The sequence below is a fragment of the Streptomyces sp. NPDC047841 genome, from assembly GCF_040704085.1.
Classification (GTDB): Bacteria; Actinomycetota; Actinomycetes; order Streptomycetales; family Streptomycetaceae; genus Streptomyces; species Streptomyces argyrophylli.
In genome coordinates, this window is record NZ_JBEYRP010000011.1 from 32220 (window position 1) to 56833 (window position 24614).

At 73.6% G+C, this 24614-nt stretch carries 20 protein-coding genes and 3 pseudogenes; 9 read left to right on the top strand and 14 right to left on the bottom strand.

Features of this window, described 5'->3' with window-relative positions:
• Positions 1–96: 96 nt before the first annotated feature.
• On the top strand, positions 97–2535 hold the full coding sequence (locus tag AB0947_RS19270) for a right-handed parallel beta-helix repeat-containing protein (RefSeq protein ID WP_366751529.1): 2439 nt from the start codon (positions 97–99) through the stop codon (positions 2533–2535).
• A gap of 20 nt (positions 2536–2555) precedes the next feature.
• Here AB0947_RS19270 and AB0947_RS19275 read toward each other — a convergent pair whose 3' ends face one another.
• Positions 2556–5036, bottom strand: a complete 2481-nt coding sequence (locus AB0947_RS19275; RefSeq protein ID WP_366751530.1) for a hypothetical protein — start codon at positions 5034–5036, stop codon at positions 2556–2558.
• Between the two features lie 261 nt (positions 5037–5297).
• Here AB0947_RS19275 and AB0947_RS19280 point away from each other — a divergent pair, with 261 nt between their 5' ends.
• Complete coding sequence (locus AB0947_RS19280; RefSeq protein WP_366751531.1) at positions 5298–6131, top strand: DeoR/GlpR family DNA-binding transcription regulator; 834 nt, start codon at positions 5298–5300, stop codon at positions 6129–6131.
• 84 nt (positions 6132–6215) lie between these two features.
• Positions 6216–6689, top strand: a complete 474-nt coding sequence (locus tag AB0947_RS19285; protein WP_366751532.1) for an SRPBCC family protein — start codon at positions 6216–6218, stop codon at positions 6687–6689.
• Here AB0947_RS19285 and AB0947_RS19290 read toward each other — a convergent pair whose 3' ends face one another.
• From AB0947_RS19290 to AB0947_RS19325, 8 genes are all read right to left on the bottom strand, one after another.
• The gene (locus AB0947_RS19290) at positions 6690–7478 is read right to left on the bottom strand and encodes an enoyl-CoA hydratase/isomerase family protein (protein ID WP_366751533.1); all 789 of its coding nucleotides are present in this window, start codon (positions 7476–7478) and stop codon (positions 6690–6692) included.
• A gap of 81 nt (positions 7479–7559) precedes the next feature.
• Complete coding sequence (locus AB0947_RS19295) at positions 7560–8822, bottom strand: cytochrome P450 (protein ID WP_366751534.1); 1263 nt, start codon at positions 8820–8822, stop codon at positions 7560–7562.
• Positions 8823–8923: 101 nt separating this feature from the next.
• Complete coding sequence (locus AB0947_RS19300) at positions 8924–10237, bottom strand: cytochrome P450 (protein WP_366751799.1); 1314 nt, start codon at positions 10235–10237, stop codon at positions 8924–8926.
• A 221-nt stretch (positions 10238–10458) separates the two neighbouring features.
• A complete protein-coding gene (locus AB0947_RS19305; protein ID WP_366751535.1) occupies positions 10459–11061 on the bottom strand; it encodes an ATP/GTP-binding protein in 603 nt (200 codons plus the stop codon).
• Positions 11036–11410 (bottom strand): DUF742 domain-containing protein, encoded by a 375-nt coding sequence (locus AB0947_RS19310; protein WP_366751536.1) that lies wholly within the window; start codon positions 11408–11410, stop codon positions 11036–11038. Before AB0947_RS19310 ends, AB0947_RS19305 begins: the two co-directional genes overlap by 26 nt.
• Positions 11407–11808 carry a roadblock/LC7 domain-containing protein gene (locus AB0947_RS19315; RefSeq protein ID WP_366751537.1) on the bottom strand — a complete coding sequence of 134 codons (402 nt, stop codon included), beginning with the start codon at positions 11806–11808 and terminating at the stop codon, positions 11407–11409. Before AB0947_RS19315 ends, AB0947_RS19310 begins: the two co-directional genes overlap by 4 nt.
• On the bottom strand, positions 11805–13010 hold the full coding sequence (locus AB0947_RS19320) for an ATP-binding protein (protein ID WP_366751538.1): 1206 nt from the start codon (positions 13008–13010) through the stop codon (positions 11805–11807). Before AB0947_RS19320 ends, AB0947_RS19315 begins: the two co-directional genes overlap by 4 nt.
• A 250-nt stretch (positions 13011–13260) precedes the next feature.
• Positions 13261–14385, bottom strand: coding sequence for a PLP-dependent cysteine synthase family protein (locus tag AB0947_RS19325; RefSeq protein ID WP_366751539.1), 1125 nt, complete (start codon positions 14383–14385; stop codon positions 13261–13263).
• 305 nt (positions 14386–14690) lie between these two features.
• Between AB0947_RS19325 and AB0947_RS19330 the strand changes: the two genes are divergently transcribed.
• Complete coding sequence (locus AB0947_RS19330; protein ID WP_366751540.1) at positions 14691–15014, top strand: hypothetical protein; 324 nt, start codon at positions 14691–14693, stop codon at positions 15012–15014.
• 275 nt (positions 15015–15289) lie between these two features.
• Positions 15290–15700: pseudogene (locus AB0947_RS19335) on the top strand (ATP-binding protein); the annotation flags it as partial.
• Positions 15701–16664: 964 nt separating this feature from the next.
• On the opposite strand, the gene AB0947_RS19340 reads toward AB0947_RS19335, so the two are convergent.
• Together AB0947_RS19340 and AB0947_RS19345 are read right to left on the bottom strand one after the other, a co-directional pair.
• Positions 16665–18653: a lamin tail domain-containing protein gene (locus AB0947_RS19340; RefSeq protein ID WP_366751541.1), complete on the bottom strand. Its 1989-nt coding sequence runs from the start codon at positions 18651–18653 to the stop codon at positions 16665–16667.
• A gap of 61 nt (positions 18654–18714) precedes the next feature.
• Positions 18715–18957: a hypothetical protein gene (locus tag AB0947_RS19345; RefSeq protein ID WP_366751542.1), complete on the bottom strand. Its 243-nt coding sequence runs from the start codon at positions 18955–18957 to the stop codon at positions 18715–18717.
• Between the two features lie 93 nt (positions 18958–19050).
• On the opposite strand from AB0947_RS19345, the pseudogene AB0947_RS19350 reads away from it, so the two are divergent.
• The 3 genes and pseudogenes from AB0947_RS19350 to AB0947_RS19360 form a co-directional block, all read left to right on the top strand.
• A pseudogene (locus tag AB0947_RS19350) lies at positions 19051–19317 on the top strand (phosphotriesterase); the annotation flags it as partial.
• Between the two features lie 140 nt (positions 19318–19457).
• Positions 19458–19628, top strand: a pseudogene (locus AB0947_RS19355) (DUF1272 domain-containing protein); the annotation flags it as partial.
• Positions 19611–20432, top strand: coding sequence for an NAD(P)-binding domain-containing protein (locus AB0947_RS19360; protein ID WP_366751800.1), 822 nt, complete (start codon positions 19611–19613; stop codon positions 20430–20432). The pseudogene AB0947_RS19355 and the gene AB0947_RS19360, both read left to right, overlap by 18 nt.
• A gap of 122 nt (positions 20433–20554) precedes the next feature.
• Here the strand turns inward: AB0947_RS19360 and AB0947_RS19365 are convergent, their stop codons facing one another.
• Complete coding sequence (locus AB0947_RS19365; protein WP_366751543.1) at positions 20555–21802, bottom strand: ROK family protein; 1248 nt, start codon at positions 21800–21802, stop codon at positions 20555–20557.
• A 49-nt stretch (positions 21803–21851) separates the two neighbouring features.
• Positions 21852–22502, bottom strand: coding sequence for an alpha-ketoglutarate-dependent dioxygenase AlkB (locus tag AB0947_RS19370; RefSeq protein ID WP_366751544.1), 651 nt, complete (start codon positions 22500–22502; stop codon positions 21852–21854).
• 67 nt (positions 22503–22569) lie between these two features.
• On the opposite strand from AB0947_RS19370, the gene AB0947_RS19375 reads away from it, so the two are divergent.
• On the top strand, positions 22570–23703 hold the full coding sequence (locus tag AB0947_RS19375) for a methyltransferase (protein ID WP_366751801.1): 1134 nt from the start codon (positions 22570–22572) through the stop codon (positions 23701–23703).
• Positions 23704–23727: 24 nt separating this feature from the next.
• On the opposite strand, the gene AB0947_RS19380 is transcribed toward AB0947_RS19375, so the two are convergent.
• Positions 23728–24588 (bottom strand): class II fructose-bisphosphate aldolase, encoded by an 861-nt coding sequence (locus AB0947_RS19380; RefSeq protein WP_366751545.1) that lies wholly within the window; start codon positions 24586–24588, stop codon positions 23728–23730.
• Positions 24589–24614 lie beyond the last annotated feature (26 nt).

Consider the following 24614-nt stretch of genomic DNA (forward strand, 5'->3'; position numbering starts at 1 on the left):
CCAGGGGGACCGAGCACGGCCGCGGTCCAGGTACGGCGGCAGCGCCCCGGCGGACAGCGAGCCATCAGTACGACGAGGTGGGGGCACAGCAACGCCATGGCACAGGGCACGGTCCAGGTGACGCACACCGGTACTTCGCGGTGGCGGCGCCGCACGGGTGAGTACGCATCGCTCGCCGCCGCCCTGGAGGCCGCCGCCGACGGCGACGTCCTCACCATCGCCCCCGGCACCTACCGGGAGAACCTCGTCGTCCAGCGGGCGGTGACACTCCGTGGGCCCGAGGGCTCGTCCGGCTCGGTGCGGATCGCGCCGGTGGACGGCGTCCCGCTCACCGTGCGGGCCTCGGCCGTCGTGCAGGACCTGCACGTGGAGGGGCAGGACGCGGCGGCACCCGCGCTGCTCGTCGAGGAGGGCACGCCCGAGCTGATGGACGTGCGGATCGTCACGCGGTCCGCCGCCGGCATCGAGGTGCGCGGAGGCGCCCGCCCGACCGTGCGGCGGTGCACCGTCGACAACCCGGCCGGCATCGGCATCGCCGTACTCGACGGCGGGGGCGGGGTGTTCGAGGAGTGCGAGGTCGTCGCGGCCGGGCAGGCGGGCGTGGCGGTGCGCGGCGGGGCCCATCCCCGGCTGGAGCGCTGCCGGGTGCACCACGCCTCCGGTACCGGGCTGACCGCGACCGGCGAGAACTCCTCGCTGGAGGCGGTGGGCTGCGAGATCTACGAGGTGCGCGGCTCCGGGGTGCAGGTCACCCAGCGGGCCACCGCGCACCTGACCGACTGCGAGGTGCACCGCACCACCGCCGACGGCATCACCCTGGACACCGACGCGGTGCTCACGCTCGCCGACTGCCACCTCCACGACATCCCGGAGAACGCGGTCGACCTGCGCTCCCGCTCGGTGCTCACGCTGACCCGGACGACGGTCCGCCGGTTCGGGCGCAACGGCCTGTCGGTGTGGGACCCGGGGACCCGGGTGGACGCCAACCAGTGCGAGATCTTCGACAGCACCGGCGACTACCCGGCGGTGTGGGTGAGCGACGGGGCCACCGCCGTACTGGAGTCCTGCCGGGTGCACGACGTGCCGGACGCGCTGTTCGTACTGGACCGCGGCTCCCGCGCGGACGTCGTCGACAGCGATCTGTCGCAGGTGCGCAACACGGCCGTGTCGGTGAGCGACGGGGCGACCGCGCAACTGGACGACTGCCGGATCAGGGAGGCGGCCACCGGTGCCTGGTTCCGTGACCACGGCAGCGGCGGCACGCTCCACAACTGCAGCCTGGACGGCACCCAGACCGGTGTGATCGTCACCAAGGGCGCCGACCCGACCATCGAGCGGTGCACGGTCGACTCCCCCGCCGAGGCCGGTTTCTACGTCTCCGCGGGCGGCCGGGGCAGCTTCCTGAACTGCCGGGTCACCGGCAGCGGCGGCTACGGCTTCCACGTGATCGACGGCTGCCGTACGACGCTGCGCAAGTGCCGTACGGAGCGGTGCGCGCGCGGCGGGTACGAGTTCGCCGACGCCGGCCCGGACGCCGGGCCCGGAACCGGACCGGTCGTGGAGGACTGCACCAGCGACGAGAGCGGCGGCGTCCGGCCGCCCGCGGTCCGGGAGGCGGCCGTGGAGACGGTGACGCAGCCCGCGGGCCTGCTCGGCGCGCTCCCCGGGCAGCGGGCGGCGGAGCAGGCGCCGACCGTGGCCGTGGTGGAGCCGGTCAAGCCGCCACGCACCTCGAAGGACGTGCTCGGGGAACTCGACGCGCTGGTCGGCCTGGAGAGCGTCAAGCGCGAGGTGCGGGCGCTGATCGACATGATCGAGGTGGGCCGGCGCCGGCAGCGGGCGGGGCTGAAGGCGGCCTCCGTCAAGCGGCACCTTGTCTTCACCGGCTCCCCCGGCACCGGCAAGACGACGGTCGCCCGGCTCTACGGCGAGATCCTCGCCTCGCTGGACGTGCTGGAGAAGGGGCATCTCGTGGAGGTGTCCCGGGTCGACCTGGTCGGCGAGCACATCGGTTCCACGGCGATCCGCACCCAGGAGGCCTTCGAGCGGGCCCGCGGTGGCGTGCTGTTCATCGACGAGGCGTACGCGCTGTCCCCGGAGGACGCCGGGCGGGACTTCGGCAAGGAGGCCATCGACACGCTGGTGAAGCTGATGGAGGACCACCGGGACGCGGTGGTGGTGATCGTCGCCGGGTACACCGCGGAGATGGAGCGCTTCCTGTCCGTCAACCCGGGCGTCGCCTCCCGCTTCTCCCGCACCATCACCTTCGGTGACTACGGCCCCGAGGAACTGCTGCGGATCGTGGAGCAGCAGGCCGACGAGCACGAGTACCGGCTGGCGCCGGGCGCGGCAGAGGCGCTGCTGAAGTACTTCACGGCGATCCCGAAGGGCCCGGCGTTCGGCAACGGCCGCACCGCCCGGCAGACCTTCGAGGCGATGGTGGAGCGCCACGCGAGCCGCGTCGCCCAGTTGCCCGACCCGACCACCGACGACCTGACGCTGCTCTACGCGGAGGACCTGCCGGACCTGCCCTGAGCCGTCCCGCGGCCGCCAGGTCACGCCTGGGGGGCGGCGGCCTCGTCCCCGGGCTCGGGCTCGGTCTTGGGGCGCTGGCCCGGCAGCTCCGGGTGGAGGCGGGTCAGCAGGCGGGTCCGCTCGCGGGTGAAGGCGGGGTCCGACTGGTAGTCGGAGTGGCCGAGGATCGGGGCCGGGAGCGGATGGTCCGGGGTGCGGCCGTAGGCGAGGGGGTCCCGCAGGGGCTCGTGGTCCACGTCGCAGGTGCCGTCGGGGACGCGGACGGGGCCGCCGATGGGGTCGGTCCGCCGGTAGAGGTTGCGCCAGCAGTCGATGTCGTGGTGCAGGGCGGCCAGGGCCGGCGGGCCGAAGTGGGCCGGGAACCAGCGGCCGTACAGGCGTTCCAGCGGGGAGCCGTAGGTGAGCAGGGCGACCCGCCCGCGTACGGACGGCGGGAGCTGCCAGGCCGCCGCGGCGGCGAGGACGCTGCCCTGGGAGTGGCCGGACAGCACCAACCGGCCCCCGGTGCGCCGGGTCCAGGTGGCCATGCGCCAGGTCAGGTCCGGTACCGCGCGCTCGGCGTAGCAGGGCGGTGCGAAGGGGTGGGCGGCGCGCGGCCAGAAGGTGCCGACGTCCCAGAGGATGCCGATGGTGCGCCGGGCAGAGGCGTCCTTGTAGGCGCGCCTGCCCCAGGTCACGAACAGCAGGAAGCCGAGGCCGACCAGCCAGGAGCCGAGCGCCTGCGAGGTCTCGGCCACGGCCCGCATGAGGTGGTGGGTGTGGTGCGCGGCCCCGTCGGGCGTCTTCCTCGTGACCAGGGCTCCGGCCAGCGCCACGGAGCCCAGGACCAGGGTGGTGGCGGTCAGCACGGCGACGACGAGCGGCGCCCGGTCGGTGAGGGTGGCCATGGCCCGCGCGTGGGCGATGGCGCGGGTGCGGGACGGGTCCTCGGGCTCGCCGGGGTGCTCGCGGCGGACCCGGTCGCGTTCGGCGCGGGCGAGCCGGGCGGTGTGCAGGGCGAGCCCGGCGGTCAGGAGCAGCAGGATGGTGAGGAGCGGCGGGATGACGGACGCCTGCCAGGTCAGCAGCACCGGCGGGCCGGTGAGCACGGCGCGGGTGCCGTCCAGCCAGTCGGCCACGCGCTGGGCGACCCCGCCGGAGATCACGCCGCCCAGCGCACAGGCGAGCAGGGCGACGGCGGGACCGCCGAGCCCGTGCATCGCGGCGCGCGGGTCGGGGCGGCGCCGGTGCAGGTATCCGGCCACGGCGGCGAGGGCGACGACGAGCACGCCCTGGGCCAGCATGAGGGCGCCGAAGGAGGGGTCGCCGGGCAGCCGGCCGGTGGACCGCCAGCCGGGCCGGGACCAGCCGGTGTACACCAGTGCGAGCAGCAGCAGGGCGAGCGCGGCGAGCGGCAGGCCGCGTACGACGTGCCGGTCGAGCCGCTGGTCCGGCCGTCTCTCGCTGCGGCCCCGGCGGCAGACCACCGCGACCACCGCCGCCCCGCAGACGAGCAGGGCCGCCGCCAGCAGCAGGCCGAGCACGTCCGGGACCGCGGGCCCGCCGGGCCGGTGGTCGAAACGGACCGCCGGGGTGGTGACGGCGCCGGCCACCGTGAGCAGGCCGGCCGCGGTGTGCGCGGCGCGCAGCCGGGCGACCAGGCGGCGCCCGTACCAGAACCCGGGCCGCACCAGCGCGCTGCCGTGCGCGGCGGAACCGGCGTCGTCACCGGGCGACTCCGCCCCGCCCGAGCCGGCTCCCTCGCCGGCCGGCCCCTGCTCGTCACCAGCCGGTTCCGGGGCACGGGGCAGCGGTCGGTGGGACTCGTAGGCGCGCCAGGTGCGGTGGGAGAGGTACCACAGCAGGCCGGTCAGCGAGAGCGGCAGTGCCGCCGCGAGGGCGAGCCGGCGGCCGGGGGCACCCCACCAGCCGCCGGCCGCGGGCGACAGGAAGTCCAGCCAGGAGTGGCGGCGGACGCAGGCCTGGACGCCGGCGCACTGCCAGGCGACCAGGTCGAGCGCCACCTCGCAGGCGGCGGCCACCAGCAGCACGGTCAGGGTGAGGGCGGACAGACGCACCAGGAGGCCGTAGAGCCGGACCACACGCGGCCGGCCGGGTCCGGCGGGGCGCATCCAGTGGGCGAGGTTCACCACCATGAACGGCAGCAGCAACAGCCACAGGGCGCGGCTGCCGTCGCCGGAGGTGAGGTTGCACCAGACGTACGCCTCCCGGACCGGTCCGCTCCGCGGCTCCCGCCCGCGCTGCCGCTCCGCTGCTCCCCCTGCGCCGCTCCCGTCCGGGGCGGCCCCGGTGTCCCCGGCGCGCCGGAAGACGGCGGCCGTGTCGTCGCCGGTGACCCGGACCGTGCGCGGATCACCGAGCATCTTCTCCGGCGTGGTCCCGCCGACCCCGTGCACCAGCAGTTCCAGTTCGGTCTCCGGCGGCTCCCCGGACCGGCCCTCGTACGGCCCGGCGGGACGCCGCTCCCGCTGCCCCGCCGGGTGTTCCCGCGCGCGTTCCACTGTTCTCGCACTTCCCCCATGACGCCCTGACGCCTGTGCCGTGCGCGCTCCAGGATCTCCGGTCCGGCGGCCGGGTACACCTCTCGTCACGGAATCTCCCCGAACCGAGTGCCGCCGGACGGGTCGCGACGCGGTGGCGCAACCGGTGCCGACCCGTGAAAAGATGGGACGCCCGCACACTGGCGGACAGAGGGACGTTCCTGGTCGGAGCCGGTGCGCCGGGCGTGTCGGACGGATGGCGGCGAAAGGACCGGAGCGTACGTGAGCGAGAATCAGAACCTCCTCGCGGAGCAGCGCCGCGCCCTGATCGTGGACGAGGTCCGGCGCCGGGGCGGGGTACGGGTCAACGAGCTGACCCGCAAGCTCGGTGTCTCGGACATGACGGTGCGCCGCGATCTGGACGCGCTCGCCCGCCAGGGCGTGCTGGAGAAGGTGCACGGCGGCGCGGTGCCGGTGGTCGAGGCGAGCACGCACGAGCCGGGGTTCGAGGCGAAGTCGGGGCTGGAGCTGACCGCCAAGGAGGACATCGCGCGCGCCGCGGCCCGCCTGGTCAGCCCGGGGGCGGCGATCGCCCTGTCCGGCGGTACGACGACGTACGCGCTCGCGCAGCACCTGCTGGAGGTGCCCGACCTGACCGTGGTGACGAACTCGGTGCGGGTCGCGGACGTCTTCCACTCGGCACAGCGCACCGCGGGGCAGCGGCAGGGGTCGGCGACGGTGGTGCTGACCGGCGGGGTGCGCACCCCGTCGGACTCGCTGGTGGGGCCGGTCGCCGACCAGGCGATCGCCGCGCTCCACTTCGACCTGCTCTTCCTCGGGGTGCACGGGATATCGGTGGAGGCCGGTCTGTCCACGCCGAACCTCGCGGAGGCCGAGACCAACCGGCGGCTGGTGCATTCCGCGCGCCGGGTCGTGGTGGTCGCGGACCACACCAAGTGGGGTGTGGTGGGCCTGAGTTCGTTCGCCGCGCTGGAGCAGGTGGACACGCTGGTGACCGACGCCGGCCTGCCCGCCGAGGCGCGGGCGGAGATCTCCGAGCATCTGCGGGTGCTGGTGGCGGGCGAGCCCGGGGACGAGGACGGCGCAGACATCTGAGAGCCCGTCAGCTAGGCTGACGGGTGTCCGGTTGACGATGCCCGGTCAACCGACCCGCGCCCGTGTCACGAGGGGGTTTCGTCCATGGCTCGTCGGCTGCGCCCGGTGGATCCCGGCTTCATCGGGACCGCCCCCGTACGCATGGTCTTCGCGCGGAACATCTCCGCCCCGCCCGAGCGGGTCTACCGCGCGCTCGCCGAGGACGTGCCCGGCTGGGCCGAGTGGTTCGCGGCGGTGACGCTCGCCCGGGCCACCGACGGCGGCTCCGGGCGGGAGATCCGGCTCTGGGGCGGGGGGCGGTTCGCGGAGACGGTGCTCGTCGCGAAGGCCCCCGAGGTGTACGCCTACCGCGTCGACAGCACCAACGCGCCGGGCGCCCGTGCCCTGGCCGAGGAGTGGCGCCTGACGCCCCGGGACACCGGCACGCGTGTGCAGTGGACCTTCGCCGCCGACGGGACGGCGCCGTTCCGGTTCGTCCTCACGCTGGCCCGGGCGGGCCTGGGGCGCGCCTTCCGCGACGCGGTGACGTCCTTGGACAGGTACGTGGCCCGGCGGTGATCAGCCGCCGCCGGCGTGCTGCGCCTCGGACAGGACCGCTGCCAGCAGTTCCGCGTCCAGCGCCGAGACGTCGGCCATCCGGGAGGCGGCCGAGAGGGAGTTCAGCAGGGTCTTGGTGACGCGCAGCGCCGCCGGGGGGCGGCGGACGACGGGCCTGGCCCAGGCGTCGACGGCCGCGTCCAGCTGGTGAGCCGGCACGACCTTCTGCAGGATGGACAGCGAGTGGGCTTCCGCCGCGCCGAACGCCCGGCCGGTGAGGACGAGTTCGCGTACGCGGGCGGCGCCCACCTCGTTGATGAGCCGGGGCAGCAGGCCGCCCCAGGCGGTGGGGAGCCCGAGGGCCAGTTCGGGCAGCCGGAAGGTCGCGCCCTCGGAGCCGACCCGCAGGTCGCAGGCGAGTGCCAGGGCCATGCCCGCCCCGATGGCCTTGCCGTGGACGCGGGCGATGGTGACGGCCGGGTTCCCGGTCAGGGCGTCGCAGACCCGCCGCGCCTTGGTCCCCGAGACGCGGATGCCGCTGCCGGTGGGATCGGCGGCGAGGTGCCGGGCGAACTCGCCGCGGTCCCCGCCGAGGCTGAAGTCGTCGCCGCTCCCGGTGAGGACGAGCACGCGGACCGCCGGGTCCTGGCCCTGGAGGACGGCCAGGAGGTCGTCCAGCAGGGCGTCGGTGACGGTGTTGCCGTGCTCGGGGGTGTTCAGCTCGATGGTGAGGACCGGCCCCTCCCGGTGGGTCCGCAGGGTCTGCCGTACGGGGCCGGCCGGGAGAGCCGTGAGGGGGAGGGCGGTCATGTCGTCGCTTTCCGGGGAGTCATGTCGTCGTCGGTTCCGGGCGGGTCTGCCGTCAGGTGCGGGGAGTTCGCCTCCAAGGGGTCACGCGGTCACCATGAGGGAGGTGACGCGCCGGAAGACCATCCGGCGCGCATACGTCGGGCCCGCGGCCGGCCGCAGAGTGGGGAATCGTTCCAGCAGCTCGCTGAGGAGCAGGCGGGCCTCCAGCCGGGCCAGGGCCATGCCGAGGCAGTAGTGGGCCCCGCCGCCGAAGGTGAGGTGGGCGCCCTTGCGGCCGATGTCGAACACGTGCGGGTTCGCGTTGCGGCGCGGGTCGTGGTTGGCGGCGCCGTAGAGGACGTGGACGGTGGTGTCCTTGGCGACGGGGACGCCGGCGAGGAGGGTGTCGTCGGCGGCGTACCGGGAGTTGAGGTGGATGGGCGGGTCGTAGCGCAGCACCTCGTCGATCGCGGCGTCGATGTGTTCGGGGTGCCGGCGCAGCCGGTCGGCCAGGGCCGGGTCCCGGGTGAGGAACCACACGGCGTTGGTCAGCAGGGTGGCGGTGGTCTCCAGGGACGCGATGGTGATGAACATCGTCAGGTCGTAGAGCGTCTGGTCCGCCGCCGCGCGGTCGTCGGGGTACTGAGCGTCCCAGTAGCGGATCCAGCCGGAGAGGACATCGTTGCCAAGGTGGCGGCGCCGGTGGGCGATCAGGCGGGTGAAGTAGGCCCTCATCTCCAGGGTGGCCTGGGCGGAGACGGCCAGTTCGCTCTTGGTGGGCAGGAGTTCCTGGGCGTGGACCTGGCGGTGGGTGAAGTCCAGGATCCGCGGGTAGTGCTCGGCCGGGATGGCGAGCCACTGGCCGACGGTGTGGATCGGCAGCCGGTCGCCGACCGTGCCGGCGAAGTCGGCCTCGCCGCGGGTGCGCAGTTGCAGGGCGAGGCGGTCCAGGAGCCGGGTGACGTGGCCGGCGATCCGGGGCCGCATGGCCTCCAGGGTGCCCCGGTCGAAGAGGTTGCCCAGAGCGCGCCGCTGGAAGGTGTGCACGGGCGGGTTGAGGCGGGAGAGGGTCCGCGTCATCTCCCGCGTCGCCGGCTCCCGCCAGCGCCTCGGGTCGGGCTGGCGCTCCTGCCAGTCGAAGTCGGGGACGCGCCAGTTCCTGCCGCGCAGCACCTGGCTGCACGCCTCGAATCCGGTCACGAAGTACCCGCCCCAGGGCGCGGGCACCACATCGCCCAGTGCGCGCAGCTCCTCCCAGACGGGGCGGGGGTCGGCCAGTCCCTCGCCGGACCTCAGGCGGCGAAGGAGGGGGATGACGACTCGGCGGTCGGGGGTGGTACCGCGTATGACGCCAACGGCGGTCACGCGAAGCTCCTCTGCTGGGCGCTACCGTTACCGCCGGAACCTACCCTTCCCCTCTCCTTCGTCATGCGCCTGTCAGTGTTGCTCCTGTCACATGCCGCACATCAGACCCGGAAAATGTCCAGGAAACTGCTCCAGAATCCCTTCTTCCTGGCCGGCTCCTGGCGACCGGCGGAAGCGGCGGAGGCCGGGACCGTGGGCAGCGGCTGCTCCGCCGCGGCGGAGCCGGTGCGGTTCCGGAGGGCGTTGACCATGCGGGTGGCCGGGGTCGGGCTGAAGGCCACGGGCAGCGCGACCAGGGCCCGGTGGAACGGCCCCGGCCGCCATGCCAGCTCCTTCTCGGCGACGGCGAGGGTGAGGTCGGGCAGGGCGTTGAGGATCTTCTCGATCGCGGTGACGGCGATGACCTGCGCCGGGTCCTTGGCCGGGCACGCGTGCGGGCCGGCCCCCCAGGCCAGGTGGGCGCCCTTGCCGCGCTTCAGGCGGGCTTCGGCCAGCGCCGGATCGCTGTTGGCCGCGGCGAAGCTGATGACGACCGGCGTGCCGGCCTCGGCCACCACTCCCCCGAGGTCCACGTCCTGCACCGGGTAGTGGGTGGCGTAGTTGGCGATGGGCGTCTGGTTCCACAGCACGTCGTCGATCGCCTCCTCGACCAGCAGCCCGGAGTCGCGCCCGCTCCTGTCGGGCGACAGCAGCAGGAGCAGGGCGTTGCCGATGAGGTTGCGCTCGGGCTCCACGCCGGCGCCCATCAGCATGACCAGCTGATCCTTGAGTTCCTCGTCGGTGAGCCCGGCGGGGTGCTGGATCAGCCAGGAGGTGACGTCGTCACCGGGCTGGCGGCGCTTGAGGGCGATCAGCTCCATCAGGCAGGCGGTGAGTTCCTCGTTGGCGCGCAGGGCGTCCTTGCCGTCGAAGATCGCCGACATGGCGCTGGTGAGGGTGTCGCCGATGTCCGCCGGGCAGCCGAAGAGCTTGTTGAACAGCAGCAGCGGCAGCAGCTTGGCGTAGTCGTTGAGGAGGTCGGCCCGGCCGCGCTCGCTGAACTGGTCGATGAGGTAGTCGGCGATGGGCTCGACGTCGCGGCGGATGCGGGTGATGTTGAGCCGGGCCAGGCTGTCCGTGACGGCCTTGCGCAGCCGCAGGTGCACGGCGCCGTCGGTGAACAGGCAGTTGGGCCGGTACGCCATCATCGGCAGCACCGGGCTGTCCAGCCCGATGCGCCCTTCGTTGAGCGCCTTCCACCGGCGGGCGTCCCGGGCGAAGAGCGTGGAGTTCTGCAGCACGCGCAGTGCCATCTCGTGGCCGACGACCAGGGTCGCGTCGACGCCGGGGGCGAGTTCGACCGGTCCGGCCGGGCCGTGGGCGCGCAGCCGGTCGTAGACCTGCTGCGGATCGGCGGCGAACGCGGCGTCGTGCATGGGGCATCTGGCGCCGGCGGGGGCGGGGGCTGACTGGCGGTCCATGGGGTTCCTTCTGCTGGCTCCGGGCCGAGGCTCCGGGCGGATGGGTCCGGCCGGGGCCGGGGCCGTCCGGGCCGGGGGCCGGGGGGTGGTGCCGGGCCGGGGTCCCGGCAGAGGTCCCGGGCCCGGGCGGAGGGCCTGAGCCTGGGATCGGGGGATGGGCGTGCGGGGCGGCCGTGTCAGGCGGCCCGGGTGAGCAGGTGCCGCACGAGCGCGATCAGCGCGTGGGCGGAGGACTGCCGGTCACGGGCGTCGCAGTAGACGACGGGGGTGTCCGGAAGCAGGTCGAGGGCCTCGCGCACCTCCGCCTCCTCGTACGCCGAGCCCGCCTCGAAGCTGTTGACCGCGATGGCGTACTCCAGGCCGTACCGCTCGACGAGGTCGATGACGGGGAACGTCTCCTCCAGCCGGGCGGGGTCGACCAGGAGCAGCGCCCCCAGCGCCCCGCGGGCCATGTCCTCCCACAGCTGCATGAAGCGCTGCTGTCCGGGGGTGCCGAACAGGTACAGCACGAGGTCGTCGCTGAGCGTGAGCCGGCCGAAGTCCAGGGCCACGGTGGTGGTGGTCTTGTCGGCCACGCCCCTGAGGTCGTCCACGTGGAGCGACGCCTGCGTCATCTTCTCCTCGGTGCGCAGCGGGGTGATCTCCGACAGGGAGCCGATGAAGGTCGTCTTGCCCACGGCGAAATGCCCGACGACCAGGATCTTGGCAGCGTTGGTCACCGCGCTGGAGACGTAGATGGAGCCGGGGGCCGTCTCAGCCGATGAGGGATTGGAGTCCATTCAGAACCTTTTCCAGGGTCGCTCTGTCAACGTTCTGAGCCCGGGGCGGCTCGGCGCGGCGCAGGAGGTGTCCCTGCTCGAATAAATCGGTCAGCAGCAGCCGGGCCACCCCCACCGGCAGTCCCAGGTGGCCGGCCACTTCGGCGACCGACAGGTAGCCGCCCGCGCACAGCTTCCAGATCGCCGTCACCTCGGGGCCGGCTCCCAGCGGGGGTGTCCGGTCGGGAGCGATGGTGACCAGGGTGTGCAGCGCCAGGTCGTCCGAGTCCGGCAGCGTCCGGCCGCCGGTGATGACGTAGGAGCGGACGAAGTCGCTGGTGACGGAGGCTTCCTCGCCGGGGGTCGTCATGCGCCGGCACCGTTGTCCGAGCGGGGCGCCACGCTCATCGCCTTGCTCAGGCCCGTGACCGTCTTCTGCATGCGGAACGACATGGCCTCCATGTCGACGTCCAGCGCGGCGGAGACGGCGAGGTAGGAGCCCTGGCCGGCGGCGATCAGGAAGATCCAGCCGCCGTCGTACTCCAGCAGCGTCTGCTTCCAGATCCCGTGTCCCGCTCCCACGAACCCGGCGACGGCCCGGCTCAGCGACTGCATGGAGCTCATCGCGGCGGCGTTCGTCTCGGCGTCGTCCCGCCCGATCTCGTCCGAGCGCTGCAGCAGCAGGCCGTCGCCCGAGACGAGGATCGCGTGCCGGGCTCCGCGCACCTCGAGCACGTCGTTCAGCACCCAGGACAGGTCGATGTTCACTTGTTGTCAGGTCCTTCCGTGGTGTTCGTGGTGCGCCCGAGCTGGGTTCCGCGCGCGAACGCGCCGAGCCGGGACGCCGTCACCTCGCTGACGGGCTCGGGCGTGACCTCCTGACCGGCGGTGGCGTCGAGTGCCGGGACGACCGTGACGGGGCCGCTGCGTCGGCGGCGTTTGGGCAGACCTCCCGAGGTCGTCCCCACGACGTGGGTGGGGCCGACCACCGGGACCGGCGCCAGCCGCTGGGGGGCCGCCTCCGGACCCGTGGCGTCCTGGGCGTCGGCCGCGGGGGCGGGCGCGTCGGGCGCGAGGAGACTTTCGGGCACACGGATCACTGCACGCACTCCGCCGTAGGGGGACACGGAACCGACGGAGACGGCGAAGCCGTAGCGGGCGGCGAGCATGCCGCACACGGCGAAGCCGAACCGCGGCGGATCGCCGAGACCGGTGATGTCGACCGGACCGTCGACCGACAGCAGGGCCGCCGCCCGGTCCTTCGTCTCCTGGTCCATGCCGAGCCCGGCGTCGTCGACGATGAAGCACACACCGGTCGGTACGGTCTGGATGTTGACCTCGACCGGGGTGCCGGGCGCACTGTAGTTCGTCGCGTTGTCCAGCAGCTCGGCCAGCACGACGGCCACCGGCTCGACGGCCTTGCCGACGAGGGAGACGTTCACCTGCGAGTGGACGCCGACCCGGTTGAAGTCCTTGATCCGGCCCTGGGCGCTGCGCGCGACGTCGTAGACCGTGGCGGCGCCCTCCCGCCGGCCCAGCCAGCCGCCGCACAGCACGGAGATGCCCTTGGCGCGGCGGCCGAACTGGCTGCCGGTGTGGTCGACCGTCATCAGGTCGGCCAGGACCTCGGTGGTGTCGCCGTACTTCTTCAGCAGGCTGTCGAGGAGTACCTGCTGCTCCTCCGCGAGCGACTGGAGCGTTCCCATCGCGGACTTGAGCACCGCCTTGGTCGCCGCCTCCGCGTCCGCCCGGACGTCCGCGAGGTCGCGCTGGTGCTGGGCGGTCAGCGTGGCGATGTGCGCGTGGAGCTCGCCGACATCGCCGCGGGCCTCGCCGAGTCCTGCCTCCAGGTCCTTCTTCGTTCTTCGGAGCGCCATATTGGTTCTCCGGGCCCGCATCACCGCGGCGACCGCGGCGATGAGCACCACCAACAAGACCCACAGCAGTGGATCCTGAGTCAATGACGTCATGAGACTCTCTTCAAGTCGCATCGCGCCGGGAAGGTGACAGCGCGACGGTGCCTTCGAGACTGTCCCCCAGACGCGTTCATGACACGCCGTCAGTCCACTGAAAAGTGGGATGATCTTATCAGCCGCTTAGATCCAACCGGCTTTCCGAGGGCCCCAATTGAGACGTCACCAAACCCTCACAACACCGCAACCCGGCTGACGCGCGCCGGCTGCCCGGGAAGGTGCCGCCCGAGGAGGGGTGGAGGGCGACTCAGTCCGGCCACACGCCCGTGGCCAGGAACGTGTCCACGGCGGCGGTGTACGGCGCGATGTCCAGGCCCTGCGCCGCGAGCCACGCGTCCGAGTAGTACTTGTCCAGGTACCGGTCGCCCGGATCGCACAACAGCGTGACGACGCTGCCCGTGCGCTCCCCAGCCACCATCTCGGCGACGATCCTGAGCGCGCTCCACAGGCCGGTGCCCGTCGAGCCGCCCGCCTTCCGGCCGATGGCCGCCTCCAGGGCCCGTACGGCGGCGACGCTGGCCGCGTCCGGGACCTTCATCATCCGGTCGATCGCACCGGGCACGAAGCTCGGCTCCATGCGCGGCCGGCCGATGCCCTCGATCCGGGAGCCGCAGTCGCAGGTGACGTCCGGGTCGGCGGTCGTCCAGCCCTCGAAGAAGCAGGAGTTCTCCGGGTCGGCGACGCAGACGCGGGTGTCGTACTGCATGTAGTGGACGTAGCGCGCGAGGGTCGCGGAGGTGCCGCCGGTGCCCGCCGTGGCGACGATCCAGGCCGGCTCCGGGAACCGCTCCAGCCGCAGCTGACGGAAGATCGACTCGGCGATGTTGTTGTTGCCGCGCCAGTCCGTCGCGCGTTCGGCGTAGGTGAACTGGTCCATGTAATGACCACCGGTCTCCACCGCGAGGCGTGCGGACTCCTCGTACATCTTCCGGGGGTCGTCCACGAAGTGACACCGTCCGCCATGGAACTCGATCAGGCGGATCTTCTCCGCACTCGTCGTGCGCGGCATGACCGCGATGAAGGGCACGCCGATCAGTTTCGCGAAGTAGGCCTCGGAAACCGCCGTCGAACCGCTGGACGCCTCGATCACCGGGCGGCCGGGGCGGACCCAGCCGTTGCAGAGGCCGTAGAGGAACAGGGAACGGGCGAGCCGGTGCTTGAGGCTGCCGGTGGGATGGGTGGATTCGTCCTTGAGGTAGAGGTCGATACCCCACCGCTCGGGCAGCGGGAAGCGCAACAGGTGCGTGTCCGCGGATCGGTTCGCGTCGGCCTGAACCTTGCGGACGGCCTCTTTCAGCCAGTCACGGTAGGCGGGATCGCTGCGGTCGACGTCGAGGGTGGCGCCGGTGCTGATCTGGGGAGTGGTGCTCACGGCGGGGCTCCTTACGCTGCTTGCCGACAGCGCCTCGCGCGGGCCGGCAGATCGAGCATAGGCACCTTTCACACCGCTTCCCACCTGCATAAACGCATCTTTTAGCCACCCAAAGACGCGCTGGGGCACGGGTGTGCGAGCCCCAGGGGGGCGCATGGGCGCGAGTGCTCCGGGCGGCTGCCGCACGCGCCCCGCGCGTACTGGTGCTCCACGCCGAGCAGGGGCAGACTGCACGCGACGGGACCGCGGTCCCGGACGGGGGCGCAACAGGGAATCACGGGAACACCGCGAGGGGGCGGCCAGACATGGCGGAACCGGAGTTCACGGCCACCGGCGTGCGCATCGGCAAACGCCTGCGTTCGCTCACCCGGGCCGGACAGGTCCGGATCAGCGACGGCAGGCTCCAGTTGCTCACCAGCTACGGCAGCGAGATAGACAGCGCGCCGGTGCAGGCGGTGCGCGCGTCCACGCCGTGGTTCGTACCGGACGACCGGGCGCTCGCCGACGTCAACGGCACGCGGTACCTGCTGACGATGGGCGCGCGCGATCCCGCGCCGGGCCGGCCCGGACCGCCCGCGGCACGGCGGTTCGTCGAGGCGGTCCGCCGGGCGGCGGGACGCGGCGGCTGACGAGCGCGCCCGCACACGACCGGCGGCAGCCGGCCGCGCCTGCTGAACGGCGGCCGGTCGAACACGCCGGGCAGCGGTCGGTAGCGGCGAGTTGCGGGAGCGTATCCGCTGCGCCACGCTTGTCTCACGTCACTCTGGGTTTACCGGCGATAACGCTGCGAACCAGCCCGCCGGCCACGACAGCAGGCGGACGTTTGGACGCAAGCACCCTGCTGGATCCGTTGTTCTCCGTGTTCCTCCGGTTCCTCCGGACCTCACATCGGGGAGTCGCAGCCGTGATCAGTCACCCAAGCAGGCACTGCATGGTGGAGCTCCAAGCCCTGCCGTCGCGGATCGGCCAGGTCCGCAGAATCGTATCTGCGCAGTTGCGCTACTGGCATATGGACCCGTTGATCGACCGGGCCGCGCTCGGTGTGACGGAGCTGCTGAGCAACGTCCACCGGCACGCCAGGCCCGACAAGTCGTGCACCGTCGAGCTGGAGCTGCTGCCGGACCGGCTCACGGTGTCGGTGCGCGACCACGATCCGCGCCTTCCGGTGCCGGCCGAGTCCGCGGAGGCGACGGCGGCCACGCCGCTGGCGACCTGCGGGCGGGGCCTGGCCATGGTGGCCGCGGTGAGCGAGAGCTGGGGCGCCCGCCCGGACGGCGAGAACGGCAAGGTCGTCTGGTTCACGCTCCCGGCCCCGGTGACGCCCCGCAGCCATCCGTCGGGATCGCCGCGCGGAGCGGTACGGGGCACACCGGCGCCGGCTGCGACGAGGGCGGCCGTGCCCACGAGGGCGGCCGGTCCGGCGGAGGCGGCTGTCCCCGCGGGGGCACCCGGTCCGACGGCGCCCCGCGTGGCCCCGGCCGCCCCTGTACCGGCGAGTGCCGCGCCCCTCACCAGTCCCGCACCCCCGCCCCTGCGCCGTACCGCGCCCGCCGTCGACACACCGGCCGTCGCCGCGGCGGCCACGGCACCGGTGGGGGCGCCCGCCCCCACCGTGGGCCCCGGCCCCACACCGGCCGGAACACCGGCACCCGCCCGGTCGGCGGCCGTGCCCTCCTGACACGCGGAGACTCCCGGCCGACCACGGCGACGTTCAGCCCACGGACGGCTCCCGGCCGGCCACGCCCCCGGCTGACCGGCCGGGAGCACCAGGCCCGCACTAGCCCGCCGGGCCACGGCGACGGCCGGGCCGCAGTCCGCGCCCGGCCGTCGACACGCCGGCCGTCGCCGCCGTGGCCACGGCACCGGTGGCGGCGCCCGCCCCCACCGTGGGCCCCGCCCCCACACCGGCCGGAACACCGGCACCCGCCCGGTCGGCCGCCGTGCCCTCCTGACACGCGGAGGCCCCCGGCCGACCACGGCGACGCTCAGCTCACAGGCGGCCCCCGGCCGACCACGGCGACGTTCAGCCCAGAGGCGGCCCCGGCCGGCCACCGCGACGTTCAGCCCACGGACGGCTCCCGGCCGGCCACCGCGACGTTGAGACACGGTGCCGAGGCGGGCCGCCCCCAGGGGCGGCCCGCCTCTGTGTCCCAGTGACCCGTGGTGTCCGCCCCCGCGCTCCGGCGGCTGCCCGGCCGAGACGCGACGGACCAGCCGACGGAGCGTGACCGGCCCATGATCAGTCAGTCCCCGTGAGCCGTCTCCCGCGATCTGGGCTCTCAGCAGGGGAAGGTGCCGCTGTAGAGGGCGTGTCCGTTGGAGGAGCTTGCGGAGCCGAAGCCGTAGATGCCGTCATCGCTCCAGACCGCCTCGCGGAACCCGTTGGCGCAGGTCGACGTGGGCGCGATAGCGAAGCCCTCCAGATTGTCGACCGGCATGACGGTCGGGTTCGTGTAGGTCACCTCCGGCACGATCGCGCCGGATGCGTCGACCTTCATGAACGTGTGCGTCTCGCCGCAGGTGTTGTCGCAGGTCGCGATGATGCGCTGGGTTCCGGCGTCGAACGTCACGTCCATCACGGATGCCTTGCCGGTCGGGATGGTGCCGAACGTGGTGTACGTGCCGTCGGAGTTCAGCCCGTAGACGCGCAGCGTGCCGTCCCACTCCAGACCGGCGAAGTACAGGCCCGACCCGTGCAGCGGGTAGTTCGCCGGGTTGTAGGCGGCGTGGGTGAGCGGGTCGGTCCAGCCGTTCGCGGTCAGCCAGCTGGCCGGCACGTACCCGACGCCCTCGAAGCCCAGGTTGGCGTCGTCCTTGCTGCCGGTGTTGAGCTGAGGGAACTGCGAGGTCATGTCCCACTGGTGGACCGGCGTCAGGGTCGATCCGGTCGCGGCCGGGTCGAACTCCATGATCGTGTCCTTCGGGACGGTGTTGTCGGCGTTGTCACGCTCCGAGGTCACGTAGATGTGGCCGTTGCCGCCGACCGTCACGCCCTCGGAGTCCGGCTGGCCCGAGCCGCCCGCGAAGCGGATCTGCTTGCCGGTCGCGCTCCACGAGGGGTCCGGGACCCACTTGCCGTTGCTCTTGACCAGCTTGTACAGCCAGTTCTTGTTCTTCGCCGCCCACAGCACCGACGGGTTCGCCGGGTCGAACGCCAGCCCGCTCACGTCACGGCCCTCGGGTCCGGTGGACGTGGTGAAAGCGCAGACGTTGTCGGTGATCGTGACGTCCAGCCCGCCCGGCCACGCCGACGTGCCCGCTGGGGCCGTGCCCGTACCGGAGGGCGCCTCAGGGGTGCAGCCGCTGGTCAGCGAGCCCCCACCGCCCAGCAGATGGCCGGTCTGCCCGCCACCGCCACCGCCACCGCCACCGCTTCCGCCGCCGGAGCAGGAGTTGGCGCTTCCGAGCGTCGCGGTCGTGGAGGTCTGGAACCAGCCGGTGCCGTTGGCACAGCGTTCGTCGGACGGCTTGGCACCGCCAGTGGCCCAGGTCACCGAATCAACGGAGTTGCCGCTGCTGTCGGTGAGGAAGAGCGAGTCGGCGTCGCCCAGGCCGAGAGTGGAGTCGAAGGTGACGTAGCCGCCCGCGGGGATGCTCGTCGCGTTCGGCGAGGAGGAAGCGACCGAGACCGGGGAGTGGCTGGTGTCGTTGTCGACGTACTTCCACGATCCGATGCCGACTGCGCTCGTACCGCCGTTGTACAGCTCCACGGTGTCCGCGCCGTCGGAGGTGACCTCGTTGATCCGCACCTGGCCGGCCGACGGGATCGACGACGGGCAGCCGGAGACGTTCGCGGCGCCGAACGTGGTCGCCTTGGTCGTGGTCACCCACGCGCCGGTGCCGTCGCCCCCGCAGCGGGCCATCGCCGGCTTCGCCCCGTTGGCGGCCCACTCCACGCGGTCGACGACCGTGCCGTCGGCCGTGTAGATCACCAGCTTGTCGGAGTCACCGAGCCCCTTGGGCGAGTTGAAGGTGACGAAGCCGCCGGCCGTGATCGTGGTGGCGGACGGGGTGAACGACTGTGGCGAGAAGCTGTCGTCGGACATCTTCCAGCCGCTGATACTCACCGCGGTGGAGCCGGTGTTGTACAGCTCCACCGTGTCGCTGTTCGAAGAGGTGACCTCATTGATGCGAACGTTTTGGTAGCCGGCCGGGTCAGCGGCAGCCGCGGGCTGAGCGGCGAACAGCCCCGTGGCAACCAGACCTGAGAACGTCAAAGCCGCGGCGCATACGGAGGCGACGCCGACGCGTGAGTGTGAAGTAGGCACGAGGCGGAACTCTGGAGAAACGAGGTGGAAGCAGCGTGTACTCCGGCTGAATGCCGGCTGCTCAACACCGGAACGCCACGCCCGCGTCACCGCCACGATCGGCACAGCCGTGCGCGACGAAGCCGACCGGGTGGAGATGGTCGTCGGTGGGGTCGTCGGTGGGGTCGTCGATGGCGGTGACGTGCAGGCCGCGATGGACGATGAAGCCGTTCTCCACGGCGTCGGCCTCGTACGGGTCTGCGAAGAGCTGGTGTTGGCTGACGTCGAACGGCGCGTACCGCACGGAGACGCGGTGTCCGGGCACGAGGGTGGTCTCCCGCCCGTCCAGCGCCGCGGTGATCCGGTCGTGGTCCTGCTGGGCGTGTGGGACTGGGTACAGGGGACGAGACGCAGCACCTTCGACGGCCCGTCCCGCGCCCACCACGCCACCGACTGGCGGGAGCCCGAGGCCGTACGGGCCTTGGCGGAGGCCGGGTTCGGGGACCGGCTGCCGCTGGGCGGTGACACGGCCCCCGCAGGGGCCCGCTCGGTCGACGGTGGGCCGGGGATGCCGTACCCGCTGCGCCGGGTACGCCGGCGGCTGGACCAGGCGGTGAGGGCGGGCCCGGTGGACCGCGCCCTCACGGAGCACCCGGGGCGGGCGTTCGGGGCCGGCTGGACCTGAGCGGGCCGTGGCCCGATCCTGTGGTCGCCTGTCCCCCCGGATGCTTCCGCCGGCGGCCGTGGCCGACAGGATGGGAGCGGACGGCACACGAGAGCCGACGACCGCCTACCACCGACCGCCGTCCGGAGGGACGGGAGAACATGGGCCTGGAGATGCGCGCCCGCTGCGAGCGCTGTGAGACCGCCCCGCTGCCGCCGGACGGTCCGGCCCGCGTCTGCTCGTACGAGTGCACGTTCTGCGAGGCGTGCGCGGCGGCCCTGGGCCAGGTCTGCCCCAACTGCGGAGGCGAACTGGTGCCGCGGCCCCGCCGGGCACCCTCGGGCACGACCACGGTCACGGTCAGGGCCGCCGGGGAACGGGTCGGTGTCATCGGGGTGGGCGGCATCGGCCGGGCCCTCGTGGACGGGCTGTGCCACGGCTCCGGGGAACCGCCGGAGATCCTCCTCTCACCGCGCGGGCCGGACACGGCCGCCGAGCTGGCCCTGCGGTATCCGAACGCGCGGGTGTGCGCCGGCGACCAGGAGGTGGTGGACGGTTCCGACGTGGTGGTCCTCGCCGTCCGCCCGCAGGACCGCGCCGAGGCACTCGCCGGGCTCCGGGTCGGCGGCGACCGTGTGGTCGTGAGCGTCATGGCCGGGGTCGGTGCCGACGAGTTGCGGCGGACGCTCGGCACCGGCGTCCCGGTGGTGCGCGCCCTCCCGTCGCCCGCTGTGCGCGAGCGACGGTCCGTCACCGTGACGTACCCCTCGCACCCGGTCGTGGACGCGCTGTTCGACGGCCTCGGCGAGGCGCTCCCCGTCGCGGACGAAGCTGCCTTCCGCGTCTTCTGCGCGCTCACGGGCACGCTGACCACGCATGACGCGTACCTGGCCACGCTCACCGGCTGGGCCGCGCGGCAGGGCGTGCCCGCGGGGGACGCGGAGCGCTACGTCCGCGGCCTCTTCCAGGGTGCCGGGCGTGCGCCGGGCGACGGCACGCGCTCCCCGCACCGGCTCGCGGGCGGCCACGAGACACCGAACGGCCTGCACGAGCGCGTCCGCACGACATGGTTCGACGCAGCCGGCTCCACGGCCCTGACCAGGACGCTCGACGCGCTCCTGGCCGATCTCGCGTGACTGTGGCGGCCGTCGCGCCGGCGGGTCCGGGGACGGGACCCGTTGTCAGTGCCGTGTCCTACGCTGCCCTCACTTGTTCAAGCACCCAGCACGCGTGTCACCAACGTCCCGGGACAGCACACCTAGTCGCTCCCGGCCAGCGCCTCCAGTGGATCGTCCAGCACCGGCTGCCAGGCGAGTTCCGCCGCGCCGACCAGGCTGTTGTGGTCCAGGGTGCACGGCAGGATGGGGACGCCGCCGCTCTGGCCCCACAGGCTGCGGTCGGCGACCACCGCGCGGAGTCGGCCGGGGTCCGCGTCCAGCAGGGTGCGGTGCAGACCGCCGAGGATGATGCGGTCGGGGTTGAGGATGTTGACCAGGCCGGCCAGGCCGAGGCCGAGACGGTCGATGAGGACCTCGGCGGCCCTGCGGACGGCCGGGTCGTCGTACTGGGTGCGCAGCAGGTCGCCCGCCTGCTGGACCAGCGACACCTCGGGGCCCGGCTCCCGGCCCGCCTCCACGAGCAGGGCGAGCGGGTCCGCCTCGACGTCCAGGCAGCCCCGGCTGCCGCAGTGGCAGGGGCGGCCCTCGGGGTTGACCGTGAGGTGGCCGACCTCCAGCGCGAGCCCCGAACTGCCCGTGTGCAGACGGCCGTCCAGGACGAGCGCGCCGCCGACGCCCCGGTGCCCGGTGGCGACGCACAGCAGGTCCCGCGCGCCCCGGCCGGCGCCGTGCCGGTGCTCGGCGAGTGCGGCGAGGTTGACGTCGTTGCCCGCGAACGCGGGCCCGCCGATGCCCGCGGCGCGCACGCGTTCCGCGAAGATCTCCCGGACGGGGGCGCCCGCGGGCCAGGCCAGGTGCAGGGGGTTGAGGGCCAGTCCGGCGGGTTCGGCGACGGCGGACGGCACGGCGAGTCCGGCGCCGACGCAGCGCCGGCCGGTGCGGCGCAGCAGTTCCGCGCCCGCCTCGACCACGGAGCCGAGCACCTTCGCCGGGTCGGCGTCGACGGTCTCGCAGCCGGGCGCGGTCGCCACGATCCGGCCGCCGAGACCGACCAGCGCGGCCCGGAAGCCGTCGGCGTGGATCTGCGCCGCGAGTGCGACCGGACCGTCCTCGGCGACCTCCAGCCGGTGCGAGGGACGCCCCTGGGAGCCGGCGGCCGAGCCGGGCCGGGCGTCCACGCGGATCAGGCCCAGCGCCTCCAGCTCGGCGGCGACCGCGCCGGCCGTCGCCCGGGTGACGCCGAGTTCGGCGGTGAGTACGGCGCGGGTGGGCGCCCGTCCGGTGTGCACCAGCTCCAGCGCCGGCCCGAGCGCCGCGCGCCCGCGGTCCAGCCGTCCCCTCGAGGTGGTCCTCTCCCCCGCTGCCCGGGGCTCCGCCTTGCCGCTCATGAGGGCGAGTCTCCCATGATCCGCACCCCGGGCGGCCTGCGCCTGCCGGCTACCGGCCGCTGACCCGCAGGGTGATGTTCAGCCGTCCGTCGAGGCCCAGCCGGGCCGGGGCCGTGCCGGGGCGGACGCGCGGCACGCCGTGGTAGGCGAACCGGGACGGGCCGCCGAAGACGAACAGGTCGCCGCTGCGCAGTTCCACGTCGGTGTAGGGCTTGCCGCGCGTCCCGGTGTTGCCGAAGCGGAAGACGCAGGTGTCGCCGAGGCTGAGCGAGACCACGGGCGCGTCGGTCTTCTCGTCGCCGTCGCGGTGCATGCCCATGCGGGCGTCACCGTCGTAGAAGTTGATCAGTGCGATGTCGTACGGCGTGGCCGGTACGGCGTCCGGGCCGAGCGCGTCGGCCACCGCGCGGCGGCCCAGCGCGTCGAGCCAGTCCGGGAACGGCTTCACGGGGCTGCCGTCGCCGTCGACGACGGTGCGGGCGTAGGCGTACGGGTACCAGTGCCAGCCCAGGCAGACCTGGCGCGCGGTCATCGTGCCGCCGCCCGGCGTGCGCACCGTGCGCAGTCCGGCGGGGGGCCGGGCCCAGTCGCGGCAGGCGGTGAGCAGGGCGCGCTGCCGTTCGCCGTCCAGCCAGTCCGGGACGTGCACGGCGCCCGGAGCGACCTCCGCGCGCTCCCGGCCGAACAGCTCGTCCTCCATGCCCCCATCCTGCCCCACGCCCTCTGATCTGCGGCTCCGCTAGCCTGGACGCACGATGAGCGACCGTATGACGACACCGTGGGGCGAGGTCGGGCTGACCCGCTTCCCCGAGGACCCCCGCGACCCGCTGCGCGCCTGGGACGCCTCCGACGTGTACCTGCTGCGCCACCTCGCGGAGGAGAAGGTACCGCTCACGGGCGCGGTCGTGGTGGTCGGGGACCGCTGGGGCGCGCTGGTGACCGCGCTGGCGGAGCACCGGCCGACGCAGATCACCGACTCCTTCCTCGGCCAGGAGGCGACCCGGGCGAACCTGGCGCGGGCGGGCGTGGAGCCCGGTGCCGTACGCCTGCTCACCACGCAGGACCCGCCGCCGGAGCGGGTGGACGTGCTGCTGGTGCGGGTGCCGAAGAGCCTGGCGCTGCTGGAGGACCAGCTGCTGCGGCTGGCGCCCGCCGTGCACGCGGGCACGGTCGTGATCGGCACCGGGATGGTGAAGGAGATCCACACCTCGACGCTGCGGCTGTTCGAGCGGATCCTCGGCCCGACCCGGACCTCGCTGGCCCGGCAGAAGGCCCGGCTGATCTTCTGCACCCCGGACCCGGCGCTGGAGCGGCCCGCGAACCCGTGGCCGTACAGCTACGCCCTGCCGGACGGCGTCGGCGCGGTGTCGGGGCGCACGGTGGTCAACCACGCGGGCGTCTTCTGCGCCGAGCGGCTGGACATCGGCACCCGCTTCCTCCTCCGGCACCTGCCCGGCCCCGGCGCCGGGCGCGTGGTGGACCTCGGCTGCGGCAACGGCGTGGTCGGTACGGCGGTGGCGCTGGCCGATCCGGGGGCCGAGGTGCTGTTCGTGGACGAGTCGTACCAGGCGGTGGCCTCGGCGGAGGCGACGTACAAGGCGAACGGGGTGCCGGGGCACGCCGAGTTCCGGGTCGGGGACGGGCTGGCCGGGGTGGCGCCCGGCAGTGTGGACCTGGTCCTGAACAACCCGCCGTTCCACTCCCACCAGGCGACCACGGACGCGGTGGCGTGGCGGATGTTCACGGGGGCGCTGCGCGCGCTGCGGCCGGGGGGTGAGCTGTGGGTGATCGGGAACCGGCACCTGGGCTACCACGTGAAGCTGAGGCGGTTGTTCGGCAACAGTGACCTGGTGGCGTCCGACCCGAAGTTCGTGGTGCTGAGGGCGGTCAAGAGGGGTTAGGCGCGCTGCGGGGAGCCGGGCTGGTCAGCCGCCGGTCCGGGAGAGGACCCCGATGATCCGCCGTACCTCGCAGGCCATCGCCTCCCGGCCCACGCCGAGGTAGGTGCGCGCGTCGACGGCCTCGGAACGGGCGGCGAGGAACTCCCTGATCGCCCCGGTCATGGCCGCGTTGAGCGCGGTTCCGACGTTGACCTTGGCGATGCCGCCGCCGACCGCCGCGACCAGACCGTCGTCCGGCACCCCGGAGGAGCCGTGCAGGACCAGCGGCACGGTCAGCGCGGCGGACAGCCGCGCCAGCAGGCCGAGGTCGAGGACGGCGGTTCGGGTGGTCATGGCGTGCGCGCTGCCGATGGCGACGGCCAGGGCGTCGACGCCGGTGCCGGCGACGAAGTCCCGCGCCTGGCCGGGGTCGGTGCGGGCGCCGGGCGCGTGCGCGTCCAGCGGGGGCCGGCCGTCCTTGCCGCCGATCTGCCCCAGTTCGGCCTCGATCCACAGGCCTCGGGCGTGCGCCCAGTCGACGGCGGCCCGGGGGGCGGCCAGGTTGCCGGCGTACGGCAGGCGGGCCGCGTCGTACATCACCGAGCTGAACCCGGCGCCGGGCGCCTGGCGCAGCAGGTCGTCGCTCTGGACGTGGTCCAGGTGCAGGGCGACGGGTACGGCGGCCCGTTCGGCGGCGGCGGCGACGGCGCGGGCCAGCGGCCGCAGCCGTCCGTGGCGGTACGTGACGGCGTTCTCGCTGACCTGGAGGACCACGGGTGCGCCGGCCGACTCGGCGCCGGCGACGACGGCCTCGATGTGTTCCAGGGTGATGACGTTGAACGCGGCGACGGCACGGCGGGCGGCGGCGGCCCGGGTGATCAGCTCGCCGGTGGACGCGAGGGGCACGTGAGGTGTCCTTCCGGGAGGGCCGG

Bases quoted from the DNA above. Each gene is read 5' to 3' on its own strand.
- AB0947_RS19375 (WP_366751801.1), top strand. From the start codon at position 22,570: ATGACGACACCGTGGGGCGAGGTCGGGCTGACCCGCTTCCCCGAGGAC.
- AB0947_RS19370 (WP_366751544.1), bottom strand. From the start codon at position 22,502: ATGGAGGACGAGCTGTTCGGCCGGGAGCGCGCGGAGGTCGCTCCGGGC.
- AB0947_RS19305 (WP_366751535.1), bottom strand. From the start codon at position 11,061: ATGGACTCCAATCCCTCATCGGCTGAGACGGCCCCCGGCTCCATCTAC.
- AB0947_RS19300 (WP_366751799.1), bottom strand. From the start codon at position 10,237: ATGCACGACGCCGCGTTCGCCGCCGATCCGCAGCAGGTCTACGACCGG.
- AB0947_RS19290 (WP_366751533.1), bottom strand. From the start codon at position 7,478: ATGACCGCCCTCCCCCTCACGGCTCTCCCGGCCGGCCCCGTACGGCAG.
- AB0947_RS19285 (WP_366751532.1), top strand. From the start codon at position 6,216: ATGGCTCGTCGGCTGCGCCCGGTGGATCCCGGCTTCATCGGGACCGCC.
- AB0947_RS19310 (WP_366751536.1), bottom strand. From the start codon at position 11,410: ATGACGACCCCCGGCGAGGAAGCCTCCGTCACCAGCGACTTCGTCCGC.
- AB0947_RS19320 (WP_366751538.1), bottom strand. From the start codon at position 13,010: ATGACGTCATTGACTCAGGATCCACTGCTGTGGGTCTTGTTGGTGGTG.
- AB0947_RS19330 (WP_366751540.1), top strand. From the start codon at position 14,691: ATGGCGGAACCGGAGTTCACGGCCACCGGCGTGCGCATCGGCAAACGC.
- AB0947_RS19270 (WP_366751529.1), top strand. From the start codon at position 97: ATGGCACAGGGCACGGTCCAGGTGACGCACACCGGTACTTCGCGGTGG.
- AB0947_RS19365 (WP_366751543.1), bottom strand. From the start codon at position 21,802: ATGAGCGGCAAGGCGGAGCCCCGGGCAGCGGGGGAGAGGACCACCTCG.